The 20,852-nt window shown below is 54.3% G+C and carries 21 protein-coding genes and 2 pseudogenes; 8 read left to right on the plus strand and 15 right to left on the minus strand.

Annotation, left to right across the window (positions count from 1 at the left end; all coding sequences use genetic code 11):
- The 9 genes and pseudogenes from AC1VYI_RS01170 to AC1VYI_RS01210 all read right to left on the minus strand — a co-directional run.
- A pseudogene (locus AC1VYI_RS01170) lies at positions 1-69 on the minus strand (hypothetical protein); the annotation flags it as partial.
- 277 nt (positions 70-346) lie between these two features.
- Positions 347-1,351, minus strand: coding sequence for an IS110-like element IS5075 family transposase (locus AC1VYI_RS01175; RefSeq protein WP_094309343.1), 1,005 nt, complete (start codon positions 1,349-1,351; stop codon positions 347-349).
- A gap of 78 nt (positions 1,352-1,429) precedes the next feature.
- Positions 1,430-1,987: a recombinase family protein gene (locus AC1VYI_RS01180; RefSeq protein WP_003100847.1), complete on the minus strand. Its 558-nt coding sequence runs from the start codon at positions 1,985-1,987 to the stop codon at positions 1,430-1,432.
- Entirely contained in the window at positions 1,981-2,352 is a 372-nt protein-coding gene (locus AC1VYI_RS01185; RefSeq protein WP_003100853.1) for a hypothetical protein, read from the minus strand. Before AC1VYI_RS01185 ends, AC1VYI_RS01180 begins: the two co-directional genes overlap by 7 nt.
- Entirely contained in the window at positions 2,349-2,849 is a 501-nt protein-coding gene (locus tag AC1VYI_RS01190) for a hypothetical protein (protein ID WP_003100856.1), read from the minus strand. Before AC1VYI_RS01190 ends, AC1VYI_RS01185 begins: the two co-directional genes overlap by 4 nt.
- The gene (locus AC1VYI_RS01195; RefSeq protein WP_003100858.1) at positions 2,846-3,172 is read right to left on the minus strand and encodes a hypothetical protein; all 327 of its coding nucleotides are present in this window, start codon (positions 3,170-3,172) and stop codon (positions 2,846-2,848) included. Before AC1VYI_RS01195 ends, AC1VYI_RS01190 begins: the two co-directional genes overlap by 4 nt.
- 254 nt (positions 3,173-3,426) lie before the next feature.
- Positions 3,427-3,783, minus strand: coding sequence for a cupin domain-containing protein (locus AC1VYI_RS01200; protein WP_003465043.1), 357 nt, complete (start codon positions 3,781-3,783; stop codon positions 3,427-3,429).
- Positions 3,784-4,019: 236 nt separating this feature from the next.
- Positions 4,020-4,406 (minus strand): HepT-like ribonuclease domain-containing protein, encoded by a 387-nt coding sequence (locus AC1VYI_RS01205; RefSeq protein WP_003100872.1) that lies wholly within the window; start codon positions 4,404-4,406, stop codon positions 4,020-4,022.
- Positions 4,403-4,693 (minus strand): nucleotidyltransferase family protein, encoded by a 291-nt coding sequence (locus AC1VYI_RS01210; protein WP_482876205.1) that lies wholly within the window; start codon positions 4,691-4,693, stop codon positions 4,403-4,405. The genes AC1VYI_RS01205 and AC1VYI_RS01210 overlap by 4 nt, the downstream gene beginning before the upstream one ends.
- 158 nt (positions 4,694-4,851) lie before the next feature.
- Here AC1VYI_RS01210 and AC1VYI_RS01215 point away from each other — a divergent pair, with 158 nt between their 5' ends.
- Positions 4,852-7,818 (plus strand): Tn3-like element ISPa38 family transposase, encoded by a 2,967-nt coding sequence (locus tag AC1VYI_RS01215; protein WP_003100881.1) that lies wholly within the window; start codon positions 4,852-4,854, stop codon positions 7,816-7,818.
- Positions 7,819-7,896: 78 nt separating this feature from the next.
- Positions 7,897-8,901, plus strand: a complete 1,005-nt coding sequence (locus AC1VYI_RS01220) for an IS110-like element IS5075 family transposase (protein WP_094309343.1) — start codon at positions 7,897-7,899, stop codon at positions 8,899-8,901.
- A 321-nt stretch (positions 8,902-9,222) separates the two neighbouring features.
- Here the strand turns inward: AC1VYI_RS01220 and AC1VYI_RS01225 are convergent, their stop codons facing one another.
- The 4 genes from AC1VYI_RS01225 to AC1VYI_RS01240 form a co-directional block, all read right to left on the minus strand.
- Positions 9,223-10,080 carry an IS5 family transposase gene (locus tag AC1VYI_RS01225; RefSeq protein WP_218969170.1) on the minus strand — a complete coding sequence of 286 codons (858 nt, stop codon included), beginning with the start codon at positions 10,078-10,080 and terminating at the stop codon, positions 9,223-9,225.
- Between the two features lie 167 nt (positions 10,081-10,247).
- Positions 10,248-10,778 carry a GNAT family N-acetyltransferase gene (locus tag AC1VYI_RS01230; protein WP_022652313.1) on the minus strand — a complete coding sequence of 177 codons (531 nt, stop codon included), beginning with the start codon at positions 10,776-10,778 and terminating at the stop codon, positions 10,248-10,250.
- Between the two features lie 3 nt (positions 10,779-10,781).
- Entirely contained in the window at positions 10,782-11,051 is a 270-nt protein-coding gene (locus AC1VYI_RS01235) for a type II toxin-antitoxin system TacA family antitoxin (protein ID WP_022652312.1), read from the minus strand.
- A gap of 158 nt (positions 11,052-11,209) precedes the next feature.
- A protein-coding gene (locus tag AC1VYI_RS01240; RefSeq protein ID WP_087451024.1) for an IS3-like element ISSen4 family transposase occupies positions 11,210-12,330 on the minus strand; the annotation gives its coding sequence in 2 pieces (ribosomal slippage) (positions 11,210-12,072 and positions 12,072-12,330; 1,122 coding nt in all).
- A gap of 801 nt (positions 12,331-13,131) precedes the next feature.
- Here AC1VYI_RS01240 and AC1VYI_RS01245 point away from each other — a divergent pair.
- Complete coding sequence (locus AC1VYI_RS01245; RefSeq protein WP_022652311.1) at positions 13,132-14,121, plus strand: RepB family plasmid replication initiator protein; 990 nt, start codon at positions 13,132-13,134, stop codon at positions 14,119-14,121.
- 325 nt (positions 14,122-14,446) lie between these two features.
- Here the strand turns inward: AC1VYI_RS01245 and AC1VYI_RS01250 are convergent, their stop codons facing one another.
- Positions 14,447-15,142 (minus strand): tyrosine-type recombinase/integrase, encoded by a 696-nt coding sequence (locus tag AC1VYI_RS01250; RefSeq protein ID WP_224773779.1) that lies wholly within the window; start codon positions 15,140-15,142, stop codon positions 14,447-14,449.
- Here AC1VYI_RS01250 and AC1VYI_RS01255 point away from each other — a divergent pair.
- The 4 genes and pseudogenes from AC1VYI_RS01255 to AC1VYI_RS01270 all read left to right on the plus strand — a co-directional run bounded on the left by AC1VYI_RS01255 (position 15,087) and on the right by AC1VYI_RS01270 (position 18,890).
- Positions 15,087-15,263, plus strand: a complete 177-nt coding sequence (locus AC1VYI_RS01255; RefSeq protein WP_224773780.1) for a hypothetical protein — start codon at positions 15,087-15,089, stop codon at positions 15,261-15,263. The genes AC1VYI_RS01250 and AC1VYI_RS01255 overlap by 56 nt on opposite strands.
- A 400-nt stretch (positions 15,264-15,663) precedes the next feature.
- A pseudogene (locus AC1VYI_RS01260) lies at positions 15,664-15,936 on the plus strand (IS1-like element transposase); the annotation flags it as partial.
- Positions 15,937-16,426: 490 nt separating this feature from the next.
- On the plus strand, positions 16,427-17,869 hold the full coding sequence (locus tag AC1VYI_RS01265; RefSeq protein ID WP_181221968.1) for a SulP family inorganic anion transporter: 1,443 nt from the start codon (positions 16,427-16,429) through the stop codon (positions 17,867-17,869).
- Between the two features lie 40 nt (positions 17,870-17,909).
- Positions 17,910-18,890 (plus strand): IS5-like element ISKpn26 family transposase, encoded by a 981-nt coding sequence (locus tag AC1VYI_RS01270; RefSeq protein WP_000019450.1) that lies wholly within the window; start codon positions 17,910-17,912, stop codon positions 18,888-18,890.
- A 316-nt stretch (positions 18,891-19,206) separates the two neighbouring features.
- Here the strand turns inward: AC1VYI_RS01270 and AC1VYI_RS01275 are convergent, their stop codons facing one another.
- Entirely contained in the window at positions 19,207-19,707 is a 501-nt protein-coding gene (locus AC1VYI_RS01275) for a non-heme ferritin-like protein (protein WP_001752509.1), read from the minus strand.
- Positions 19,708-20,007: 300 nt separating this feature from the next.
- On the opposite strand from AC1VYI_RS01275, the gene AC1VYI_RS01280 reads away from it, so the two are divergent.
- Positions 20,008-20,705, plus strand: a protein-coding gene (locus AC1VYI_RS01280; protein WP_223433957.1) for an IS1 family transposase whose coding sequence is annotated in 2 segments (ribosomal slippage) — positions 20,008-20,257 and positions 20,257-20,705 — 699 coding nt in all. Because the reading frame shifts where the segments join, the coding sequence is not laid out codon by codon here.
- Positions 20,706-20,852: the final 147 nt, after the last annotated feature.

Here is a 20,852-nt window from a genome sequence, read left to right on the forward strand (position 1 = left end):
GCGAAGGCTATGCGACCGTCGCAGATGCTGTATATTCAGGTGGTGTAGCGCTTCACGGCTACGAAAGTAGGGGTCGTCTCAGAAAACGGAATCTATGGTCACTCCCGTTTTTGCAACACCGATTTTGACGACAAGTTGGCTTGCTTGAATCTATCCGGCGTCTGAATGGGATTTTATTCCCGCGCCTCGATGAGTTCCGCGCCTGATGAACCTCCAGAAAATATACGGCTTCAATGAGCCTTTCCGTTTTACAGGTTCCTCAACAGGCCGGTGGGCCGTTAGTATCATCAATATCAGTATTCGCAAAACCAGATGAATGATTGTTTAAACTGGTGTATTTCTGCCTTTATGCTTCGTAAGTTTGCTGTCGCGCCGTCAGTGCCCAGGCTATTCTGGCCAGCTTGTTTGCCAGAGCACAGGTGACGACAAAGTTGCTTTTCCGACACAACAACTCCCTGACCCAGTCGGCCAACTTGCCAGACTGGTGTTCCAGTTTTTGTATGAATACCCTGGCACACTGAACCAACAAAGTTCGGATCTTTTTGTTGCCCCGCTTGCTAATCCCTAACAATGTCGTCCGACCTCCCGTGCTGTACTGTCGGGGTACCAGCCCTGTTGCCGCCGCAAAGTCACGGCTGCTGGCGTACTGCTTCCCGTCGCCAATCTCAGTTGAAATAGTACTGGCAGTCAGCGTTCCAACGCAGGGAATACTCAGCAAGCGCTGTCCAACCTCATCTTCGTCCAACTTTCGTTTCAACTGAGATTCCAGATCTTTAATCTGCTCAACAAGATAGTGATAATGCTGTTGTAATTTCAGCAGTAACTGGCTGAGATAAAGAGGCAAACTACTGTCCTCAAGAAGGGTACTCAGTCGACTAATAACGGCAGCACCTCGCGGAACGCTGATACCAAATTCCAGCAGAAAAGCATGCATCTGATTAGTTGTTTTCACCTTATCCTGAACCAGGGATTCACGGACACGATGCAGAGCTCGCATTGCCTGCTGAGATTCGGTTCTGGGCTGCACGAAACGCATAGATGGACGTGATGCTGCTTCACAGATAGCTTCAGCATCAACGAAGTCATTTTTGTTGCTTTTAACGAATGGGCGGACAAATTGCGGTGATATCAGCTTTGGAAAATGCCCTAACTCTGCCAGCTTGCGTGCCATAAAGTGAGAACCGCCACAGGCTTCCATCGCGATGGTTGTTGCCGGGCATGTCGCCAGAAATTCGATTAGCTTTGGTCGGGTGAATTTTTTACGGTAAACGGCCTTCCCACGATGATCCTGACAATGAATATGGAAAGAGTTCTTACCCAGATCGATACCAATAAGCGCAACGTTTTCCATGATGGTTCTCCGAATGAAAGCCTGTCCTCAGCATAGTACTGGGAAGGAGGGAGTGACCATCTCATTAAATAAAGCACGCTAAGCGTGCGTGGAGGCTGGCACCCAGCGGTACAGCGTCGGAATGGACACGCCGAGGTTCTTGGCCACGTCCTTGGGCGGCACCCCGCTGGCCAGCAGCTTCTTGGCCGACTCGATCTTGCTGTCGGTCATCTTCGGCTTGCGGCCGCCTTTGCGGCCGAGCTGCTTGGCGACTTCCAGCCCGGCGCGGGTGCGCTCGACGGTCAGCTCGCGCTCCATTTCGGCAAGGCTCGCCATGACGTGGAAGAAGAACCGCCCGGATGGTGTGCCGGTGTCGATGGAGTCGGTGAGGCTCCTGAACTGGACACCGTGCTTGTGCAGATCGCCGACCAGATCGACCAGTTGCTTGACCGACCGGCCCAGCCGGTCGAGCTTCCAGACGACCAAAGTATCGCCTTCGCGCAGCATTTCGAGCGTCTTGGCCAAGCCAGGCCGGTCTGCCCGCGTGCCACTCACCTTGTCCTCGAAGACCTTTTTACATCCGGCCTTGCTCAAGGCTTCGCGTTGCAGCTCCAGGTTCTGATCCTGCGTCGAGACGCGCGCATAGCCAATCAACATGGCTTGTCTCGCGCCCGGTCGATGCGTTCCTGCATCGCCTGCATCACTTCTTCGTGGGTGTACGATCTGGCGTTGGCGTCGGTGGCTTGCCGCAGGGCTTCCTCAACCTCGCGCGTCATCCGCTCGTAATCCTCCGGCCACAGCGCTTGCTCCATGCGCAGCGACGCCTGACCCAGCAGGTGCAGCAGGCTGAACAGCCGCATGTCGTTGGTGGCGACGATGCGCTCCCGAATCTGCTCCTGAATAGCTTCGCTAGCCCGATGCGCTTGTGGTGTGGCAGTCCCCTCGTAGTCAGCGGGGAATTCCGCTTCCTCGGCAATCCTTGCCCAGGCGCTGGCCAGCGCCTCGATGGTTGACGTGCTCATTTCCGCCGCTCCTGTGCTCTTTGGCGAATCAACCGGCCAAGGGGCCTCGACGCGAAAACCAGCAGCATCACGCCTATCGGATACCAGGTCGAGAAGACCACCAAGGCATCGAAGGCTGGCCGTCCGGTGTTGGTAGGCAGTACGGCGGTCACAGCCATCAACCCGCCGACCGTCCAGATGATGCGCCACACGTAGGGCATCACGCGGGGCACGTAGCCGTCATCGAAAGCGGTCTGGTAGTAGCGGCGCAGGCCGCGCTCGGCAAGCGCCTGGCGCTGCCGCTCCGACAGCGCATCCGTCCGGCCATACCAGCGCCGGAATGGTGGACAGCGCAGCAGCAAAGGGGTGAAGAGGATCATCACCGCCACGATCGCGACACCCCACGCCATGACGGCGCCGGCATCGGGCCGCTTGGCGTTCTCGATCACGGGCGCGAAGACGCCCGGAGCACCGATCATCCAGAACAGCGCAATGTGCTGATGGAAGGAGAGCTTCATTTGCTCATCCACTTGCGCAGCAGGCGCTTTTTCAGGGAGGCGCGTTCTTGCGGGTTGCGTCCCTTGTGATTGGCGATGCGATCCGCCGTGGCGGCCTGGCGCTTGACGGGCCAGTAGGAGCGGCCATCCTTGCCCATCGACCAGACGCTGCTGGCCTGGTTTTCCAGCAGGGGCAGATGGGCGCTCAGGGCTTCGGGCGACGCGCTGGTCAGCGCCGTGCGCTCACGGGTGCGCCAGCGCTGATGCCAGAGCTTCTTGTCCTCGCGCTCGCTGCCGCAGGTCGTGTGCCCGACGATGGGTGTTTTGCGGCGGCTGCGGCTCATAACGTAGTGGTCTCCAAGAACATTCAGGACTGATCCCAGGCGTCGATGGTCAAGACCTGATCGGCAGGACAGGCGGCTACGCGGTCGGGAACTGGATGGTGTTCAGTCTCATGCCGACCCCATTCGATTGATCGCGTCGCTTGCGGCACGCTGCGACGCAAGGAGGTTTGCGACCTGGTTTAGCAGCCGTGTCCGCTGCATGTCTGTTACCTATCTCCCCGACCGCTCATTGGACCAACTCCAGAGATTGGGCTCTATCGCTCAGCCAATACGAAACCGGCATTGGCTGATGCCACAACCGAGACGAACACAAATGGCTCGGTACCTGTATTTCGCGCCCCGTGCACTTGGCCCGGTCTTGCCACGGCTATCTCACCTTCCCTGAGGGCACGAACAATCCCATTGCCCTGAAAGTAATCAGCCATTCCCGACAAAACAGTCCACGTGTCTTGGCCGTGAGGATGAATGTGAGCCGCAATTTCCTGCCCGGGATGGACATGCCAAACCACGATAATTGAGTCTCGGGTTTCAAGCACAACGGAACGAATAGGCTCGCCTTCGGACGGCTGAACATACTCGGCTACAGAAAATATTCTCGATTCAACAGTCATCGGAGATCCCTCTTTCACAGTGCACCCAGACAGGCTGGATATGAGTTCTAACTCGAATTTGAACGGGAGGCTGGTCGTGCGGTCGTGCAGTTGCCGATGAGCGTGTCGGCTGCTGCCTCCTTGCCCACCAGCGAACTCACGTCCGTTGCGGCCATCCAGAAGGTCTTGCCCGAGCGCGGCTCATAGGTCGCGGGATCGAACACGCCAGAGGGGCCGAACATCGGCGGCTTGATTGGTCATGGCTCCATGCCTTTGTCGTTACGGTCTTCATCGTCGGCATCCTGACGCACGGCGGGCAATTGCTGGAGCAACGCCGGCAGCCATTCCTGTACCGTCTCCCACACCACATCGAGGTTGATGTCGAAATAGCCGTGAGCCATGCGATTACGCATATTGCGCATGCTGCGCCACGGCACGTCGGCATGCGCCTGGGTGAACTCGACGTAGCCATCCATCACCTTTGTGGCCGCCTCGCCGATGACGATCAGGCTCATGATGACGGCCTGCTGGGTGCGCTTGTCGGCCAAGAAGTCGTCCTTGGCCATCCCTTCCACGAAGCTGCGCGCATCGGTTGCGGCCTGCTGAATGTGGTCGAGGTAATCGGGCAGGCGGTTCTCGCTCATATCGGTTGCGCCTCCGCGAGCACCTTGGCCCGGAACTTCGGCGGCAGGTCGCCGGGAGTCAGCAGATCGACGTCAACGCCGAGCAGCGATTTCAGTTCTTCTTCCAAATCGCCCAAGTCCAACAACGTGGCACCGGGCAGCGCATCGACCAACAGGTCGAGGTCGCTGCCATCCCGGTCGGTGCCATGCAGCACCGAGCCGAAGACGCGCGGGTTCGCGGCGCGAAAGTGGCCTACCGCTTCACGCACTGCGCTTCGCTTCATGTCAAGCACAACAGACGGTCGCATGCGCATCCTTTCTTATCGAAACTCGTTGAGATGATATGCAATCAAGAATAGAATTTCAAGAACTATTTTCGAGAATCGCAATGCCTTGATTCCCGTGCCGCGCCGGTTGCCTTGGCGGGCTTGTCACAAACCTACGTTTTCAAGAAGAAGGAAACCGCATGCCCCGCCGTTCGATCCTCTCCGCCGCCGAGCGCGAAAGCCTGCTGGCGTTGCCGGACACCAAGGATGAGTTGATCCGTCACTACACGTTCAGCGAAAGCGACCTCTCCATCATCCGGCAGCGGCGCGGCCCGGCCAATCGGCTGGGCTTCGCGGTGCAGCTCTGCTACCTGCGCTTTCCCGGCGTCATCCTTGGCGCTGATGAGCCACCGTTCCCGCCATTGCTGAGACTGGTCGCCAACCAGCTCAAGGTCGGCATCGAAAGCTGGGACGAGTACGGGCAGCGTGAGCAGACCCGACGCGAGCACCTGGTCGAGCTGCAAACGGTGTTCGGCTTCCAGCCGTTCACGATTGGCCACTACCGGCAGGCTGTCCAGTTGCTGACCGAGCTGGCCATGCAAACCGACAAGGGCATCGTGCTGGCCAGAGCCTTGATCGAGCACCTGCGGCGGCAGTCGGTCATTGTGCCCGCCCTCAACGCCGTCGAGCGGGCGAGCGCCGAAGCGATTACCCGCGCCAACCGGCGTCTCTACGACGCCTTGGCTGAGCCGCTGACGGACGTGCATCGCCGTCGCCTCGACGATCTGCTCAAGCGCCGCGACAACGGCAAGACGACGTGGCTGGCCTGGCTGCGGCAATCCCCGGTCAAACCGAACTCGCGGCACATGCTGGAACACATCGAACGCCTCAAGGCGTGGCAGGCGCTCGACCTGCCCTCCGGCATCGAGCGGCTGGTTCACCAGAACCGGCTGCTCAAGATCGCCCGCGAGGGCGGCCAGATGACGCCCGCCGACCTGGCGAAGTTCGAGCCGCAGCGGCGTTACGCGACCCTGGTGGCGCTCGCCATCGAGGGCATGGCCACCGTCACCGACGAAATCATCGACCTGCATGACCGCATCCTGGGCAAGCTGTTCAATGCCGCCAAGAACAAGCATCAGCAGCAGTTCCAGGCATCCGGCAAGGCGATCAATGCCAAGGTGCGGCTGTTCGGGCGCATCGGCCAGGCGCTGATCGAGGCCAAGCAAGCGGGCCGCGATCCGTTCGCCGCCATCGAGGCCGTCATGTCCTGGGATGCTTTCGCCGAGAGCGTCACCGAAGCGCAGCGGCTCGCGCAACCCGAGGACTTCGATTTCCTGCACCGCATCGGCGAGAGCTACGCCACGCTGCGCCGCTACGCGCCGGAATTTCTCGACGTGCTCAAGTTGCGGGCCGCGCCCGCCGCCAAGGACGTACTCGACGCCATCGAGGTGCTGCGCAGCATGAACAGCGACAACGCCCGCAAGGTGCCCACCGACGCGCCGACCGAGTTCATCAAGCCGCGCTGGCAGAAGCTGGTGATGACCGACACCGGCATCGACCGGCGCTACTACGAACTGTGCGCGCTGTCGGAGCTGAAGAACGCGCTGCGCTCCGGCGACATCTGGGTGCAAGGCTCGCGCCAGTTCAAGGACTTCGAGGACTACCTGGTGCCGCCCGCGAAATTCGCCAGCCTCAAGCAGGCCAGCGAATTGCCGCTGGCCGTGGCCACCGATTGCGACCAGTACCTGCATGACCGGCTGACGCTGCTGGAAACGCAGCTCGCCACCGTCAACCGCATGGCGCTGGCCAACGAGCTGCCGGACGCCATCATCACGGAGTCGGGCCTGAAGATCACGCCGCTCGATGCGGCGGTGCCCGATACCGCACAGGCCCTGATCGACCAGACGGCGATGATCCTACCGCACGTCAAGATCACCGAATTGCTGCTGGAGGTAGACGAATGGACGGGCTTCACCCGGCACTTCGCCCACCTGAAGTCAGGCGACCTGGCCAAGGACAAAAACCTGTTGCTGACCACGATCCTCGCCGACGCGATCAACCTGGGCCTGACCAAGATGGCGGAATCGTGCCCCGGCACGACCTACGCCAAGCTGGCCTGGCTGCAAGCCTGGCACATCCGCGACGAAACCTACGGGGCGGCACTGGCCGAGCTGGTCAACGCGCAGTTCCGACATCCCTTCGCCGAGCATTGGGGCGACGGCACCACGTCATCGTCGGACGGCCAGAACTTCCGCACCGGCAGCAAGGCCGAGAGCACCGGCCACATCAATCCGAAATACGGCAGCAGCCCAGGGCGGACGTTCTACACCCATATCTCCGACCAGTACGCGCCGTTCCACACCAAGGTCGTGAACGTCGGCGTGCGCGACTCGACCTACGTGCTCGACGGCCTGCTGTATCACGAATCCGACCTGCGGATCGAGGAGCACTACACCGACACGGCAGGGTTCACGGACCACGTCTTCGCGTTGATGCACCTGCTGGGCTTCCGCTTCGCCCCGCGCATTCGTGACCTGGGCGACACCAAGCTCTACATCCCGAAGGGCGATGCCACCTACGAGGCGTTGAAACCGATGATCGGCGGCACGCTCAACATCAAGCACGTCCGCGCCCATTGGGATGAAATCCTGCGGATGGCCACCTCGATCAAGCAGGGCACGGCGACGGCCTCGCTGATGCTCAGGAAGCTTGGCAGCTACCCGCGCCAGAACGGCCTGGCCGTCGCCCTGCGTGAGCTGGGACGCATCGAGCGCACACTGTTCATCCTGGACTGGCTGCAAAGCGTCGAGCTGCGCCGCCGCGTGCATGCCGGGCTGAACAAAGGCGAGGCGCGCAACGCGCTGGCCCGCGCCGTGTTCTTCAACCGCCTGGGGGAAATCCGCGACCGCAGCTTCGAGCAGCAGCGCTACCGGGCCAGCGGCCTCAACCTGGTGACGGCGGCCATCGTGCTATGGAACACGGTCTATCTGGAGCGGGCCGCGAACGCCTTGCGTGGCCACGGTCAAGCCGTCGATGACGGCCTGTTGCAGTACCTGTCGCCGCTCGGCTGGGAGCACATCAACCTGACCGGCGATTACCTCTGGCGCAGCAGCGCCAAGATCGGCGCGGGCAAGTTCAGGCCGCTACGGCCGCTGCAACCGGCTTAGCGTGCTTTATTTAATGAGATGGTCACTCCCTCCTTCCCAGTACTATGCTGAGGACAGGCTTTCATTCGGAGAACCATCATGGAAAACGTTGCGCTTATTGGTATCGATCTGGGTAAGAACTCTTTCCATATTCATTGTCAGGATCATCGTGGGAAGGCCGTTTACCGTAAAAAATTCACCCGACCAAAGCTAATCGAATTTCTGGCGACATGCCCGGCAACAACCATCGCGATGGAAGCCTGTGGCGGTTCTCACTTTATGGCACGCAAGCTGGCAGAGTTAGGGCATTTTCCAAAGCTGATATCACCGCAATTTGTCCGCCCATTCGTTAAAAGCAACAAAAATGACTTCGTTGATGCTGAAGCTATCTGTGAAGCAGCATCACGTCCATCTATGCGTTTCGTGCAGCCCAGAACCGAATCTCAGCAGGCAATGCGAGCTCTGCATCGTGTCCGTGAATCCCTGGTTCAGGATAAGGTGAAAACAACTAATCAGATGCATGCTTTTCTGCTGGAATTTGGTATCAGCGTTCCGCGAGGTGCTGCCGTTATTAGTCGACTGAGTACCCTTCTTGAGGACAGTAGTTTGCCTCTTTATCTCAGCCAGTTACTGCTGAAATTACAACAGCATTATCACTATCTTGTTGAGCAGATTAAAGATCTGGAATCTCAGTTGAAACGAAAGTTGGACGAAGATGAGGTTGGACAGCGCTTGCTGAGTATTCCCTGCGTTGGAACGCTGACTGCCAGTACTATTTCAACTGAGATTGGCGACGGGAAGCAGTACGCCAGCAGCCGTGACTTTGCGGCGGCAACAGGGCTGGTACCCCGACAGTACAGCACGGGAGGTCGGACGACATTGTTAGGGATTAGCAAGCGGGGCAACAAAAAGATCCGAACTTTGTTGGTTCAGTGTGCCAGGGTATTCATACAAAAACTGGAACACCAGTCTGGCAAGTTGGCCGACTGGGTCAGGGAGTTGTTGTGTCGGAAAAGCAACTTTGTCGTCACCTGTGCTCTGGCAAACAAGCTGGCCAGAATAGCCTGGGCACTGACGGCGCGACAGCAAACTTACGAAGCATAAAGGCAGAAATACACCAGTTTAAACAATCATTCATCTGGTTTTGCGAATACTGATATTGATGATACTAACGGCCCACCGGCCTGTTGAGGAACCTGTAAAACGGAAAGGCTCATTGAAGCCGTATATTTTCTGGAGGTTCATCAGGCGCGGAACTCATCGAGGCGCGGGAATAAAATCCCATTCAGACGCCGGATAGATTCAAGCAAGCCAACTTGTCGTCAAAATCGGTGTTGCAAAAACGGGAGTGACCATAGATTCCGTTTTCTGAGACGACCCCTATTTAGACCGTTTCTTCGCCATTTAAGGCGTTATCCCCAGTTTTTAGTGAGATCTCTCCCACTGACGTATCATTTGGTCCGCCCGAAACAGGTTGGCCAGCGTGAATAACATCGCCAGTTGGTTATCGTTTTTCAGCAACCCCTTGTATCTGGCTTTCACGAAGCCGAACTGTCGCTTGATGATGCGAAATGGGTGCTCCACCTTGGCCCGGATGCTGGCTTTCATGTATTCGATGTTGATGGCCGTTTTGTTCTTGCGTGGATGCTGTTTCAAGGTTCTTACCTTGCCGGGGCGCTCGGCGATCAGCCAGTCCACATCCACCTCGGCCAGCTCCTCGCGCTGTGGCGCCACTTGGTAGCCGGCATCGGCTGAGACAAATTGCTCCTCTCCATGCAGCAGATTACCCAGCTGATTGAGGTCATGCTCGTTGGCCGCGGTAGTGACTAGGCTGTGGGTCAGGCCACTCTTGGCATCGACCAAGGTGCCTTGAGTCATCATGACGCCTGCTTCGGCCAGCAAGCGATTGATGGTCTTGAACAATTGGCGGGCCAGTTGATGCTGCTCCAGCAGGTGGCGGAAATTCATGATGGTGGTGCGGTCCGGCAAGGCGCTATCCAGGGATAACCGGGCAAACAGACGCATGGAGGCGATTTCGTACAGAGCATCTTCCATCGCGCCATCGCTCAGGTTGTACCAATGCTGCATGCAGTGAATGCGTAGCATGGTTTCCAGCGGATAAGGTCGCCGGCCATTACCAGCCTTGGGGTAAAACGGCTCGATGACTTCCACCATGTTTTGCCATGGCAGAATCTGCTCCATGCGGGACAAGAAAATCTCTTTTCTGGTCTGACGGCGCTTACTGCTGAATTCACTGTCGGCGAAGGTAAGTTGATGACTCATAATGAACCCTGTTCCATGGCTCCAGATGACAAACATGATCTCATATCAGGGACTTGTTCGCACCTTCCCTAGATACCGCAGAAGAGCTGTTTCGGCAAAAATACTGTAATAGGACTAGGCCGCTTTACATAAGCGGTACGGCTTTACTGGATCAGTCTAAACCTGTTTTATTCATCATTTACTTCGAACAATTCTTCAATAGATTTTGTCGGGTAAAAGAGCGAGTTACAGTTTTCTTCCTTTAACTGAATGAAACCCAGTCGAAGGTAGAATTTTTTGGCGTTGTCGTTCAGCGCTTCCACGAACATTCCGTGTATACCCACAGCCTGCGAGGCCTGATACACGACTTTCATCGCATGGGTAACAAGTGTTTCTCCATATCCCTGGTGGTGAATGCTTTTATCAATTGCCAGACGGCCCAAAGTCACGCTCGGCACATTCTTGTAGGGTACACGCTTTTGTTGTGTTTTGCTGGGTAGAAGTATTTTCTCAAAGCAACTTCCTGATAGCGTGTAGTACCCCATCACACGCGGTTTATTCTCTCTCGTCACGAGAACATAACCACGTAAGATCTTACTGTTATGCTGCCGTTTCAGATGGTCAGTAAGAAAAGTATTCAGATACTCTTCTCCACAATCGAAGTTGCTTAATTCATATTCAACTTCCTCTGAAAAAATCTCAATCCTTAAACCCTCCATTTATTACTCCAGTTCCCGGAGACGGTTAGCGGCGCGTTTCAGCCGGTCATTCGGTGCTGGCGGATTAATGATTGCATCCATAACCAGGTTCCAAGACTCCTCATTGAGGAGCAGACGACGGTGCTGGTCAATAACTTCTGCAGCGCGTTCTGAGGCGGTACTGACCATGAACTGCGAAATTGACTGGTTAGTCATTGCTGCAGCTTCTTCGATCATGTGTTTGTCGTCTTCATTTAATCTCAGGTCAATGCGCTGCTTTTTCAGTGCTGACATGGTTTCTCTCCCAGGCCACTCTTTAATCTGAGAGAGCGGACAGTTTTGTTGAGTTCGGGACTTAAGGCGATAGCATGTACGGATGTATACCGTACAATTATAATAGAGTTATGGTATGCATGTTTCAACTGACCTGCCCCCACGATTAGATACAACACTCAGTTAGTAACGTCGGAATCTTCATTCTCAGAATGACCCTTTCTCCAGCCCGCTGCAAATTCAGACGGTGTCTGATAATTCAGCGTGGAGTGCGGGCGGCATTCGTTATAATCCTGCCGCCAGTCATTAATAATTTTCCTGGCATGAACGATATCGCTGAACCAGTGCTCATTCAAACATTCATCGCGAAATCGTCCGTTAAAGCTCTCAATAAATCCGTTCTGCGTTGGCTTGCCCGGCTGGATTAAGCGCAACTCAACACCATGCTCAAAGGCCCATTGATCCAGTGCACGGCAAGTGAACTCCGGCCCCTGGTCAGTTCTTATCGTCGCCGGATAGCCTCGAAACAGTGCAATGCTGTCCAGAATACGCGTGACCTGAACGCCTGAAATCCCAAAGGCAACAGTGACCGTCAGGCATTCCTTTGTGAAATCATCGACGCAGGTAAGACACTTGATCCTGCGACCGGTGGAAAGTGCGTCCATGACGAAATCCATCGACCAGGTCAGATTGGGCGCCGCCGGACGGAGCAGCGGCAGACGTTCTGTTGCCAGCCCTTTACGACGTCTTCTGCGTTTTACGCCCAGGCCACTGAGGTGATAAAGCCGGTACACGCGCTTATGATTAACATGAAGCCCTTCACGGCGCAGCAACTGCCAAATACGACGGTAGCCAAAACGCCTGCGCTCCAGTGCCAGCTCAGTGATGCGCCCTGATAAATGCGCATCAGCAGCCGGACGGTGAGCCTCATAGCGGCAAGTCGACAGGGATAAACCTGTAAGCCTGCAGGCACGACGTTGCGACAGACCGGTCGCATCACACATCAACATCACGGCTTCCCGCTTCTGGTCTGTCGTCAGTACTTTCGCCCAAGAGCCACCTGAAGCGCCTCTTTATCCAGCATGGCTTCGGCAAGCAGCTTCTTGAGTCTGGCGTTCTCTTCCTCAAGCGACTTCAGGCGCTTAACTTCAGGCACCTCCATACCGCCATACTTCTTACGCCAGGTGTAAAACGTGGCATCGGAAATGGCATGCTTGCGGCAGAGTTCACGGGCGGGTACCCCAGCTTCGGCTTCGCGGAGAATACTGATGATCTGTTCGTCGGAAAAACGCTTCTTCATGGGGATGTCCTCATGTGGCTTATGAAGACATTACTAACATCGGGGTGTACTAATCAACGGGGGGCAGGTCACAACCACTAGTTGGCTGTGGATCCGGGTACAGCACGTAAAGGTGTAGAGAAAAACTTCTCGATGTTGATCGGTCAGGCTCAAATTACCGTTGCTGTGTCTGATCGGAAGAAACCAGAATCAAACTGTACTATGTAACCTCCGTATCATGGCTCTGAGAGAAGTGCAGTTTTGACATAGTCTGTATTGAGAAATGAATAGATCAGTGCTCGCCGCAGTCCGGTGACCGGGCTTATGCCCGCGAACCGGCGAGGAAGCGCAATAGCACAGATGCTGGCAGGAGCAGGTACGCGTTGTTGCCGGTATGAAAAGGGATCATTAATGAACAGTCTGAATTACCTTGTCGGTCAGCAGGTTATCCACATATACAGTCATTCGATCCAGTAATAAGATCCTTAAAGCGATCCCTGTAAGATCCAAAGAAGATCCCGACACCTCTGAAGGCCGCGTCAGGACTGAGCCTGGAGCATGATCACATAAGCTGTAGCATGTTAATCATAAGCTGTAACTGGTAGACAATAAGCTGTATTATGCAACGGATATGCTGTAATAAGCGATTGATATAAACTACAGTGAGTATGTCACCTGAAAGTTCATCAGGGCTGTGCATAAACTGAAGCCAGTTGTCTGGCGTTTTACAGGCCATAACATGAGAACAGTGGCTGCTTTTATTCTAAAACAATCCACCGATCGGGGGGCTCTCTGGACAAGGACAATCTGGACTTAAAAAAGTTGTTTGAAGAGGTGGATAAATCCTCCGGTGAAGTCGTAAATCTCACTCCTAATGCCAGTAATACAGTGCAGCCAGTGGCACTGATGCGGCTCGGAGTGTTTGTCCCTACTCTCAAATCACTGAAAAACAGTAAAAAGAACACGCTTTCGCGTACTGATGCGACGGAAGAACTGACGCGTCTATCTCTCGCCAGAGCCGAAGGGTTTGATAAGGTGGAGATCACCGGTCCCCGCCTGGATATGGATAATGACTTCAAGACCTGGGTAGGGGTGATCCATTCCTTTGCACGCCATAAGGTTATCGGCGATAAGGTTGAACTGCCGTTTGTTGAGTTCGCCAAACTCTGTGGGATCCCCTCCAGTCAGTCATCACGCAAGCTCCGGGAGCGTATCAGCCCCTCGCTAAAACGTATCGCGGGTACCGTGATCTCGTTTTCCCGCACGACCGAAAGTCACACCAAAGAGTACATCACACACCTGGTGCAGTCGGCCTACTATGATACGGAGAAGGATATCGTCCAGTTGCAGGCCGATCCGCGCCTCTTTGAACTCTACCAGTTTGACCGGAAAGTGTTACTGCAGCTCAAGGCCATCAATGCCCTGAAACGCCGGGAGTCCGCCCAGGCCCTTTATACCTTTATAGAGAGTCTGCCCCGGGATCCGGCACCGATATCTCTGGCGCGTCTGCGGGCCCGCCTGAACCTGAAATCCCCTGTGTTCTCGCAGAACCAGACGGTGAGGCGTGCCATGGAGCAGCTCCGGGAGATTGGCTATCTGGATTACACGGAGATCCAGCGGGGACGCACTAAACTCTTCTGCATTCATTACCGGCGGCCCAAGTTAAAACCACCGCATGATGAGAGTGCTGAGAACCCTCAACTGCCAGCCGCACCGGGTGATGTGAGTCCGGAGATGGCTGAGAAATTGGCGCTTTTAGAGAAACTTGGCATCACGCTCGATGACCTGGAAAAACTCTTCAAATCCCGCTGAACATAAGCTGTAGTGAGTAACACCTCTCTGTTTACTTGCTACAGCTTATATTGCTGCCTCTGGTGAGTGTCCTGCTCACTACAGCTTATATAAGCGGTGATGAGTGCGGCTCATGTCTGAGGCCCGTGCTTCCTGAGCAACAAACTTCCACCATTGTTTTTCTGCAGTTGCCGCAGCCCTGCGGACTTATTGCATCAGGCTTCCACATATCACAATCTGCTTACTCCAGCTTATGTTGCCTGCTACAGCTTATTTCACTCACTACAGCTTATCTCCGGGAAGATTTACTCACTACAGCTTATATAAACTGTGGCGAGTGACGTTGTCACGTCAGAGGGGGAAGTGTCCGGAGGATCTGCGCGGCATCATGCCCGTCACCGGTGAACGGCACGGCTAGTGTGGCCGCCATATCCAGCGCAAACACTCTGGTATATACCTCCATCGAGCGCGGATCCTTGTGGCCGGCCAGCGCCTGAATCACTTTCCGGGGCTGGCGGTGATAGAGCATATGCATGATATAGCTGTGCCGGAAGGTATGGGGCGTTACCGGAATTGAAAAATGGACCCCGTCAGCTTCGGCCCGCTTAACGGCCTGCTTCAGCCAGTTACGCATGGTTTCATCGGTGACGGCCCACAGCGGTTCACGCCGGCGGGGACGGGTGGTGACCATCCAGCTCGCCATCTGCCTGACATAGCTTATATCGGTCAGCGGGACCAGGCGGACCTCATCTTTCGGTGGGCGCCCGCGTCGGGCCCGTACTTTTTCAGACAGTACCCGCACAAAGGGTCGCAGACCATCGAGATCAAATGACTCCGGGGTCAGCGTCCGGGCTTCTCCGATACGGATACCGGTGTTCCACATGGTGGCGAACAGCATGTGATGGCGCTGGTCGGGCATATACCAGAGGAGGGCACTCACTTCCGGCGCCAGCAGATAAGCCGGGGTGGCACCGGTGGAGGTGGCCATGCGTCGTAATGCCACGGCGGTCGCAAAATCAACGCCCGGGGCGATCGGCAACAACGAAACGCGTTCTGGTGAATTCTGCAGGGGAATGACGTTGTTCATCGGCTATTTTTCACGTAGCGCACGCACTTTTTATGGATACAGGTATTTTGCACCTGACCGGCCGATCCTGCCATGACAATAAATCGCAGCGCGCGGATCCTTTTATTGTCTTATCCCGCATTATTGCGGGTAAAACCAAATGCGTAAAGGATCCTTTTTCAACATAGATCCACGTTAAAGCCAGTCATGACGCGGCCTGAGGGCTGTTTTACGGTTTTTGGGAGAAATGGGGTAATGCCAGGACATACATGATCGGACCATAATGAGAATGGAGCAGAGAAGAAGAGGATGCGCTACGTGAATTCTGACCTGGTACACCCCTGTAACCCTGTCAGTTTTCACGTAGCGCAATGTGGTAACTGACTATTGCCAGTTGATATGACGGCCGGCATTCTGATGCTGACTTAATATACGGATAATAGGTAATGCTGCCAACTTACTGATTTAGTGTATGATGGTGATTTTAAGGTGCTTGCGTGGCTTCCATTTCCATCAGATGTCCTTCCTGCTCCGCTACTGAAGGCGTGGTGCGTAACGGCAAAAGCACTGCCGGACATCAGCGCTATCTCTGCTCTCATTGCCGTAAAACATGGCAACTACAGTTCACTTACACCGCCTCTCAGCCCGGTACGCACCAGAAAATCATTGATATGGCCATGAATGGCGTCGGATGTCGCGCCAGTGCACGCATTATGGGCGTTGGCCTCAACACGGTTTTACGTCACTTAAAAAACTCAGGCCGCAGTCGGTAACCTCGCGCATACAACCGGGCAGTGATGTGATTGGGGTCAGTTTGGATATCGAAAATTATTGTACGTTAAGCTCATTTTTTAATCATTTCTGGTTTTTTTGGAAACGTAATATTCTGGATGTTAAGACGGTCATGCGGGGACATTGAACACAGATAATCATGTCCAGGTACGAACGTCCCATATAGAGTGTGAGCATTGATCGTGCTGTATTTTCGTTTATAGTAGATAGATTCTGTATCATACAGAGCACGTGGTCAGCACTAAAGTACATTACGCTGACTTATTCTGTTCACTGAGGGCTGAGTACCTGCTTTCAAGGATTTATCTGCTGATCATGCGCATTACGCCACCCTGAGTTTTCCCTTCCTCCGCCGTACTGAGCGAGCCTCAGAACGCACGTAATAACATCCCGTCTGCGGATGTGTTTTATCGTATTTGAAACTTATGTCCTCCGGGGCTAACTACATCTAAAAACTGAGAAATTACTATGTTGCTGTCCTCGACGCGTAAGGACTGGCTGGGTAACGTCCGTGGTGACGTGCTGGCTGGTATTGTTGTCGCGCTCGCACTCATTCCAGAAGCGATCGCCTTTTCCATTATTGCCGGTGTTGACCCTCAGGTGGGGCTTTACTCCGCTTTCTGTATCCCGCTGATTATGGCCTTCTTTGGTGGTCGCCCGGCGATGATATCTTCATCAACGGGGGCAATGGCGCTCCTGATGGTGACCCTGGTGAAGGATCATGGACTACAGTACTTACTGGCTGCCTCCGTACTGACCGGCGTATTCCAGCTGATAGCCGGTTATCTTAAACTCGGCGGTCTCATGCGCTACGTCTCACGCTCCGTGGTGACCGGATTCGTTAATGCACTCGCGATCCTGATTTTCATGGCGCAGTTACCTGAGCTCACCAATGTGACCTGGCATGTTTATGCTATGACGGCAGTAGGGCTCGCCATTATCTACCTCTTCCCGTATCTGAATAAAACAATCCCCTCACCCCTTGTCTGTATCGTGGTGCTTACGGCGATTGCCATATGGCTGCATGTGGACGTGCGTACGGTCGGGGATATGGGCAAACTGCCTGACAGTCTGCCGGTCTTCCTGGTGCCGGATATCCCGCTGAATCTTGATACGCTCCTGATTATTCTCCCTTACTCCGCAGGCCTCGCCATTGTAGGGTTACTGGAATCAATGATGACAGCCACGATTGTGGACGATATGACGGATACCCCCAGTGATAAAAACAGGGAATGCAAGGCTCAGGGCATCGCTAATATCTGCACCTCATTTGTCGGGGGAATGGCGGGCTGTGCAATGATTGGTCAGTCTGTTATCAACGTGAAATCCGGCGGTCGGGGCCGTCTGTCCACCCTCACTGCCGGTGTGGTCCTGATGTGTATGGTAGTCTTTCTGAGGGACCTGGTCTCGCAAATCCCTATGGCCGCGCTTGTCGCCGTAATGATCATGGTTTCGATTGGTACCTTTTCATGGCGTTCAGTTACCGACCTTAAAAGCCATCCCATTTCTACCAGCGTGGTGATGCTGGCAACAGTGGTGGTGGTGGTGGCCACTCATAATCTGGCATTCGGGGTACTGACCGGTGTGCTTATCGCTTCCCTGAATTTTGCCACTAAAGTGGCGCGTTTTCTGGCTGTCTCTTCAGAACTCAGGGAAGAGTCCCGGCTCTATAAGGTCACCGGGCAGGTGTTCTTTGCCTCCGCCGACCGCTTTATGGCGTATTTTGATTTTCGCGAAGCTGCAGAGAAAGTTGTCATTGATGTTACGCATGCCCATTTCTGGGATATCACGTCGGTCAGCGCACTGGATAAGGTGGTTATTAAATTCCGCAGAGAAGGAACAGACGTTGAGATCCGCGGGATGAACGAAGCAACCCGTACTATGGAAGGTGCGAACAAGTTCCTGATATGAGATCATCATATTCATCCGGAGCGCATCCCAGAGGGACATCATGAGCCATCAACTCACCTTCGCCGATAGTGAATTCAGCACTAAGCGCCGTCAGACCCGAAAAGAGATTTTCCTCTCCCGCATGGAGCAGATTCTGCCATGGCAGAATATGACCGCTGTCATCGAGCCGTTTTATCCCAAGGCGGGCAATGGCCGACGGCCCTATCCGCTGGAGACCATGCTGCGTATTCACTGCATGCAGCATTGGTACAACCTGAGCGACGGTGCCATGGAAGATGCCCTGTACGAAATCGCCTCCATGCGCCTGTTTGCCCGATTATCCCTGGATAGCGCCCTGCCGGATCGCACCACCATCATGAATTTCCGCCACCTGCTCGAGCAGCATCAACTGGCCCGTCAATTGTTCAAGACCATCAATCGCTGGCTGGCCGAAGCAGGCGTCATGATGACCCAAGGCACTTTGGTGGATGCCACCATCATTGAGGCACCCAGCTCGACCAAGAACAAAGAGCAGCAACGCGATCCGGAGATGCATCAGACCAAGAAAGGCAATCAGTGGCACTTTGGCATGAAGGCCCACATTGGTGTCGATGCCAAGAGTGGCCTGACCCACAGCCTGGTCACCACCGCGGCCAACGAGCATGACCTCAATCAGCTGGGTAATCTGCTTCATGGAGAGGAGCAATTTGTCTCAGCCGATGCCGGCTACCAGGGAGCGCCACAGCGCGAGGAGCTGGCCGAGGTGGATGTGGACTGGCTGATCGCCGAGCGTCCCGGCAGGGTAAAAACCTTGAAGCAGCATCCGCGCAAGAACAAAACGGCCATCAACATCGAATACATGAAAGCCAGCATCCGTGCCAGGGTGGAGCACCCGTTTCGCATCATCAAGCGGCAGTTCGGCTTCGTGAAAGCCAGATACAAGGGGCTGCTGAAAAACGATAACCAACTGGCGATGTTATTCACCCTGGCCAACCTGTTTCGGGTGGACCAAATGATACGTCAGTGGGAGAGATCTCAGTAAAAACCGGAAATAACGCCAGAAATGGTGGAAAAAATAGCCTAAATAGGCTGATTCGATGTGTTTGCGGGAAAAAAATCGGCCCAGATCCGCGAAATTTTAATCAGCGAGTCAGCTTGGGAAGAAATGACCTGCTTATTCGCACCTTCCTTAATATAAAGACACAAGCAGAGACATTTTTGGCACGATATAAAAACGCTAAGTTAAAAAATCACTATGACGTGTTGGGTATCAAATGTTCACTGGCATAAACCTCTGTTTCTGATGTAAAACAGATTTTCTGAGGAGGCGTAAAACCTCCTCGTACTGCGAAATTGATTTAGTGATAGCGATCGATCACGCCAACCAGATAGTGGTCGGTTTGCTGCATGTTGATGCCCGCTTTTTTAGCGCTGCGGACTTCATCCAGAATGATTTGCAACAGCGTCCCGTCCACGATTTCCTCTTTTCTGTATCGCTTCAGGAAGTTAATCGCTGACTTATCGTTTGCTGCCTGGGCGTCTTCCGTCAAAGAGGTCAGCGCATTAATGCGCTTCTGGTAATCGCTTACCGTCTGCTCAAACAGATCTTCCAGCGTGGAAAATTCACCGCACCGGGCGTGTTGCTCCTGTAACACCGGCGTGGCGCCGCTCTGTTTGATGTATTCGTACATGCGCATCATTTGCGTCACCGTATTTTGCGCCTGATGACGCAAAAATAGTGCGGTGCCATTAAGGCTATTCTCGCTGCACCTCTGGCTGAGCTGAAGATACAAATTTGAGGTATAAAACTCCTGATTCATTTGCGCATTCAGTTTTTGAACTATTCCGCTAGCGATCATAGGACTTCCTTATTTCTTGTCATCTCAGAAAACGGTCACTCTTCGAAAAAACAACCAGAATAAAAGCGATTCTTTCGCTTTTTTTATTGCGCCTGGTTACGCAGTCATATTCATTTTAAGTCGGGATGCTCCTTATTTAAATATCCAACCCTACTATCGCATTTCTATCTGGCATTATTCTGTGATGGTGTTTCGATATTCACACTCCCTGTGCCAATCCTTTCTTATCGACAGTAGGAAACTTCGGTAATGGTGCCAACTTACTGATTTAGTGTATGATGGTGTTTTTGAGGTGCTCCAGTGGCTTCTGTTTCTATCAGCTGTCCCTCCTGTTCAGCTACTGAAGGCGTGGTGCGTAACGGTAAAAGTACTGCCGGACATCAGCGCTATCTCTGCTCTCACTGCCGTAAAACATGGCAGCTACAGTTCACTTACACCGCTTCTCAACCCGGTACGCATCAGAAAATCATTGATATGGCCATGAATGGCGTCGGATGTCGCGCCAGTGCACGCATTATGGGCGTTGGCCTCAACACGATTTTACGTCACTTAAAAAACTCAGACCGCAGTCGGTAACCTCACGCATACAACCGGGCAGTGACGTCATTGTTTGCGCGGAAATGGACGAACAGTGGGGTTATGTCGGCGCTAAATCACGCCAGCGCTGGTTGTTTTACGCGTATGACAGGATACGGAGGACGGTTGTGGCGCACGTATTCGGTGAACGCACGTTGTCCACGCTGGAGCGTCTTCTGGGCCTGCTGTCGGCCTTTGAGGTCGTGGTATGGATGACGGATGGCTGGCCGCTTTATGAATCACGCCTGAAGGGAGAACTGCACGTTATCAGCAAGCGATATACGCAGCGCATTGAGCGGCATAACCTGAATCTGAGGCAACATCTGGCAAGGCTGGGCAGGAAGTCACTGTCGTTCTCAAAATCGGTGGAGCTGCATGACAAAGTCATCGGGCATTATCTGAACATAAAACACTATCAGTAAGTTGGAATCATTACCGGCTTACCGTACAATAATTCTCTATATCCAAACTGACCCCTATCTGGCTATTGTACAGGATATACGTATCCGCTTAACGAACAAGAACCTCACGCGCGTCTTTCATCAGGGTCCGAATCGATGACGATTCAT

This window comes from Enterobacter sp. QK-SA4 (assembly GCF_056856775.1).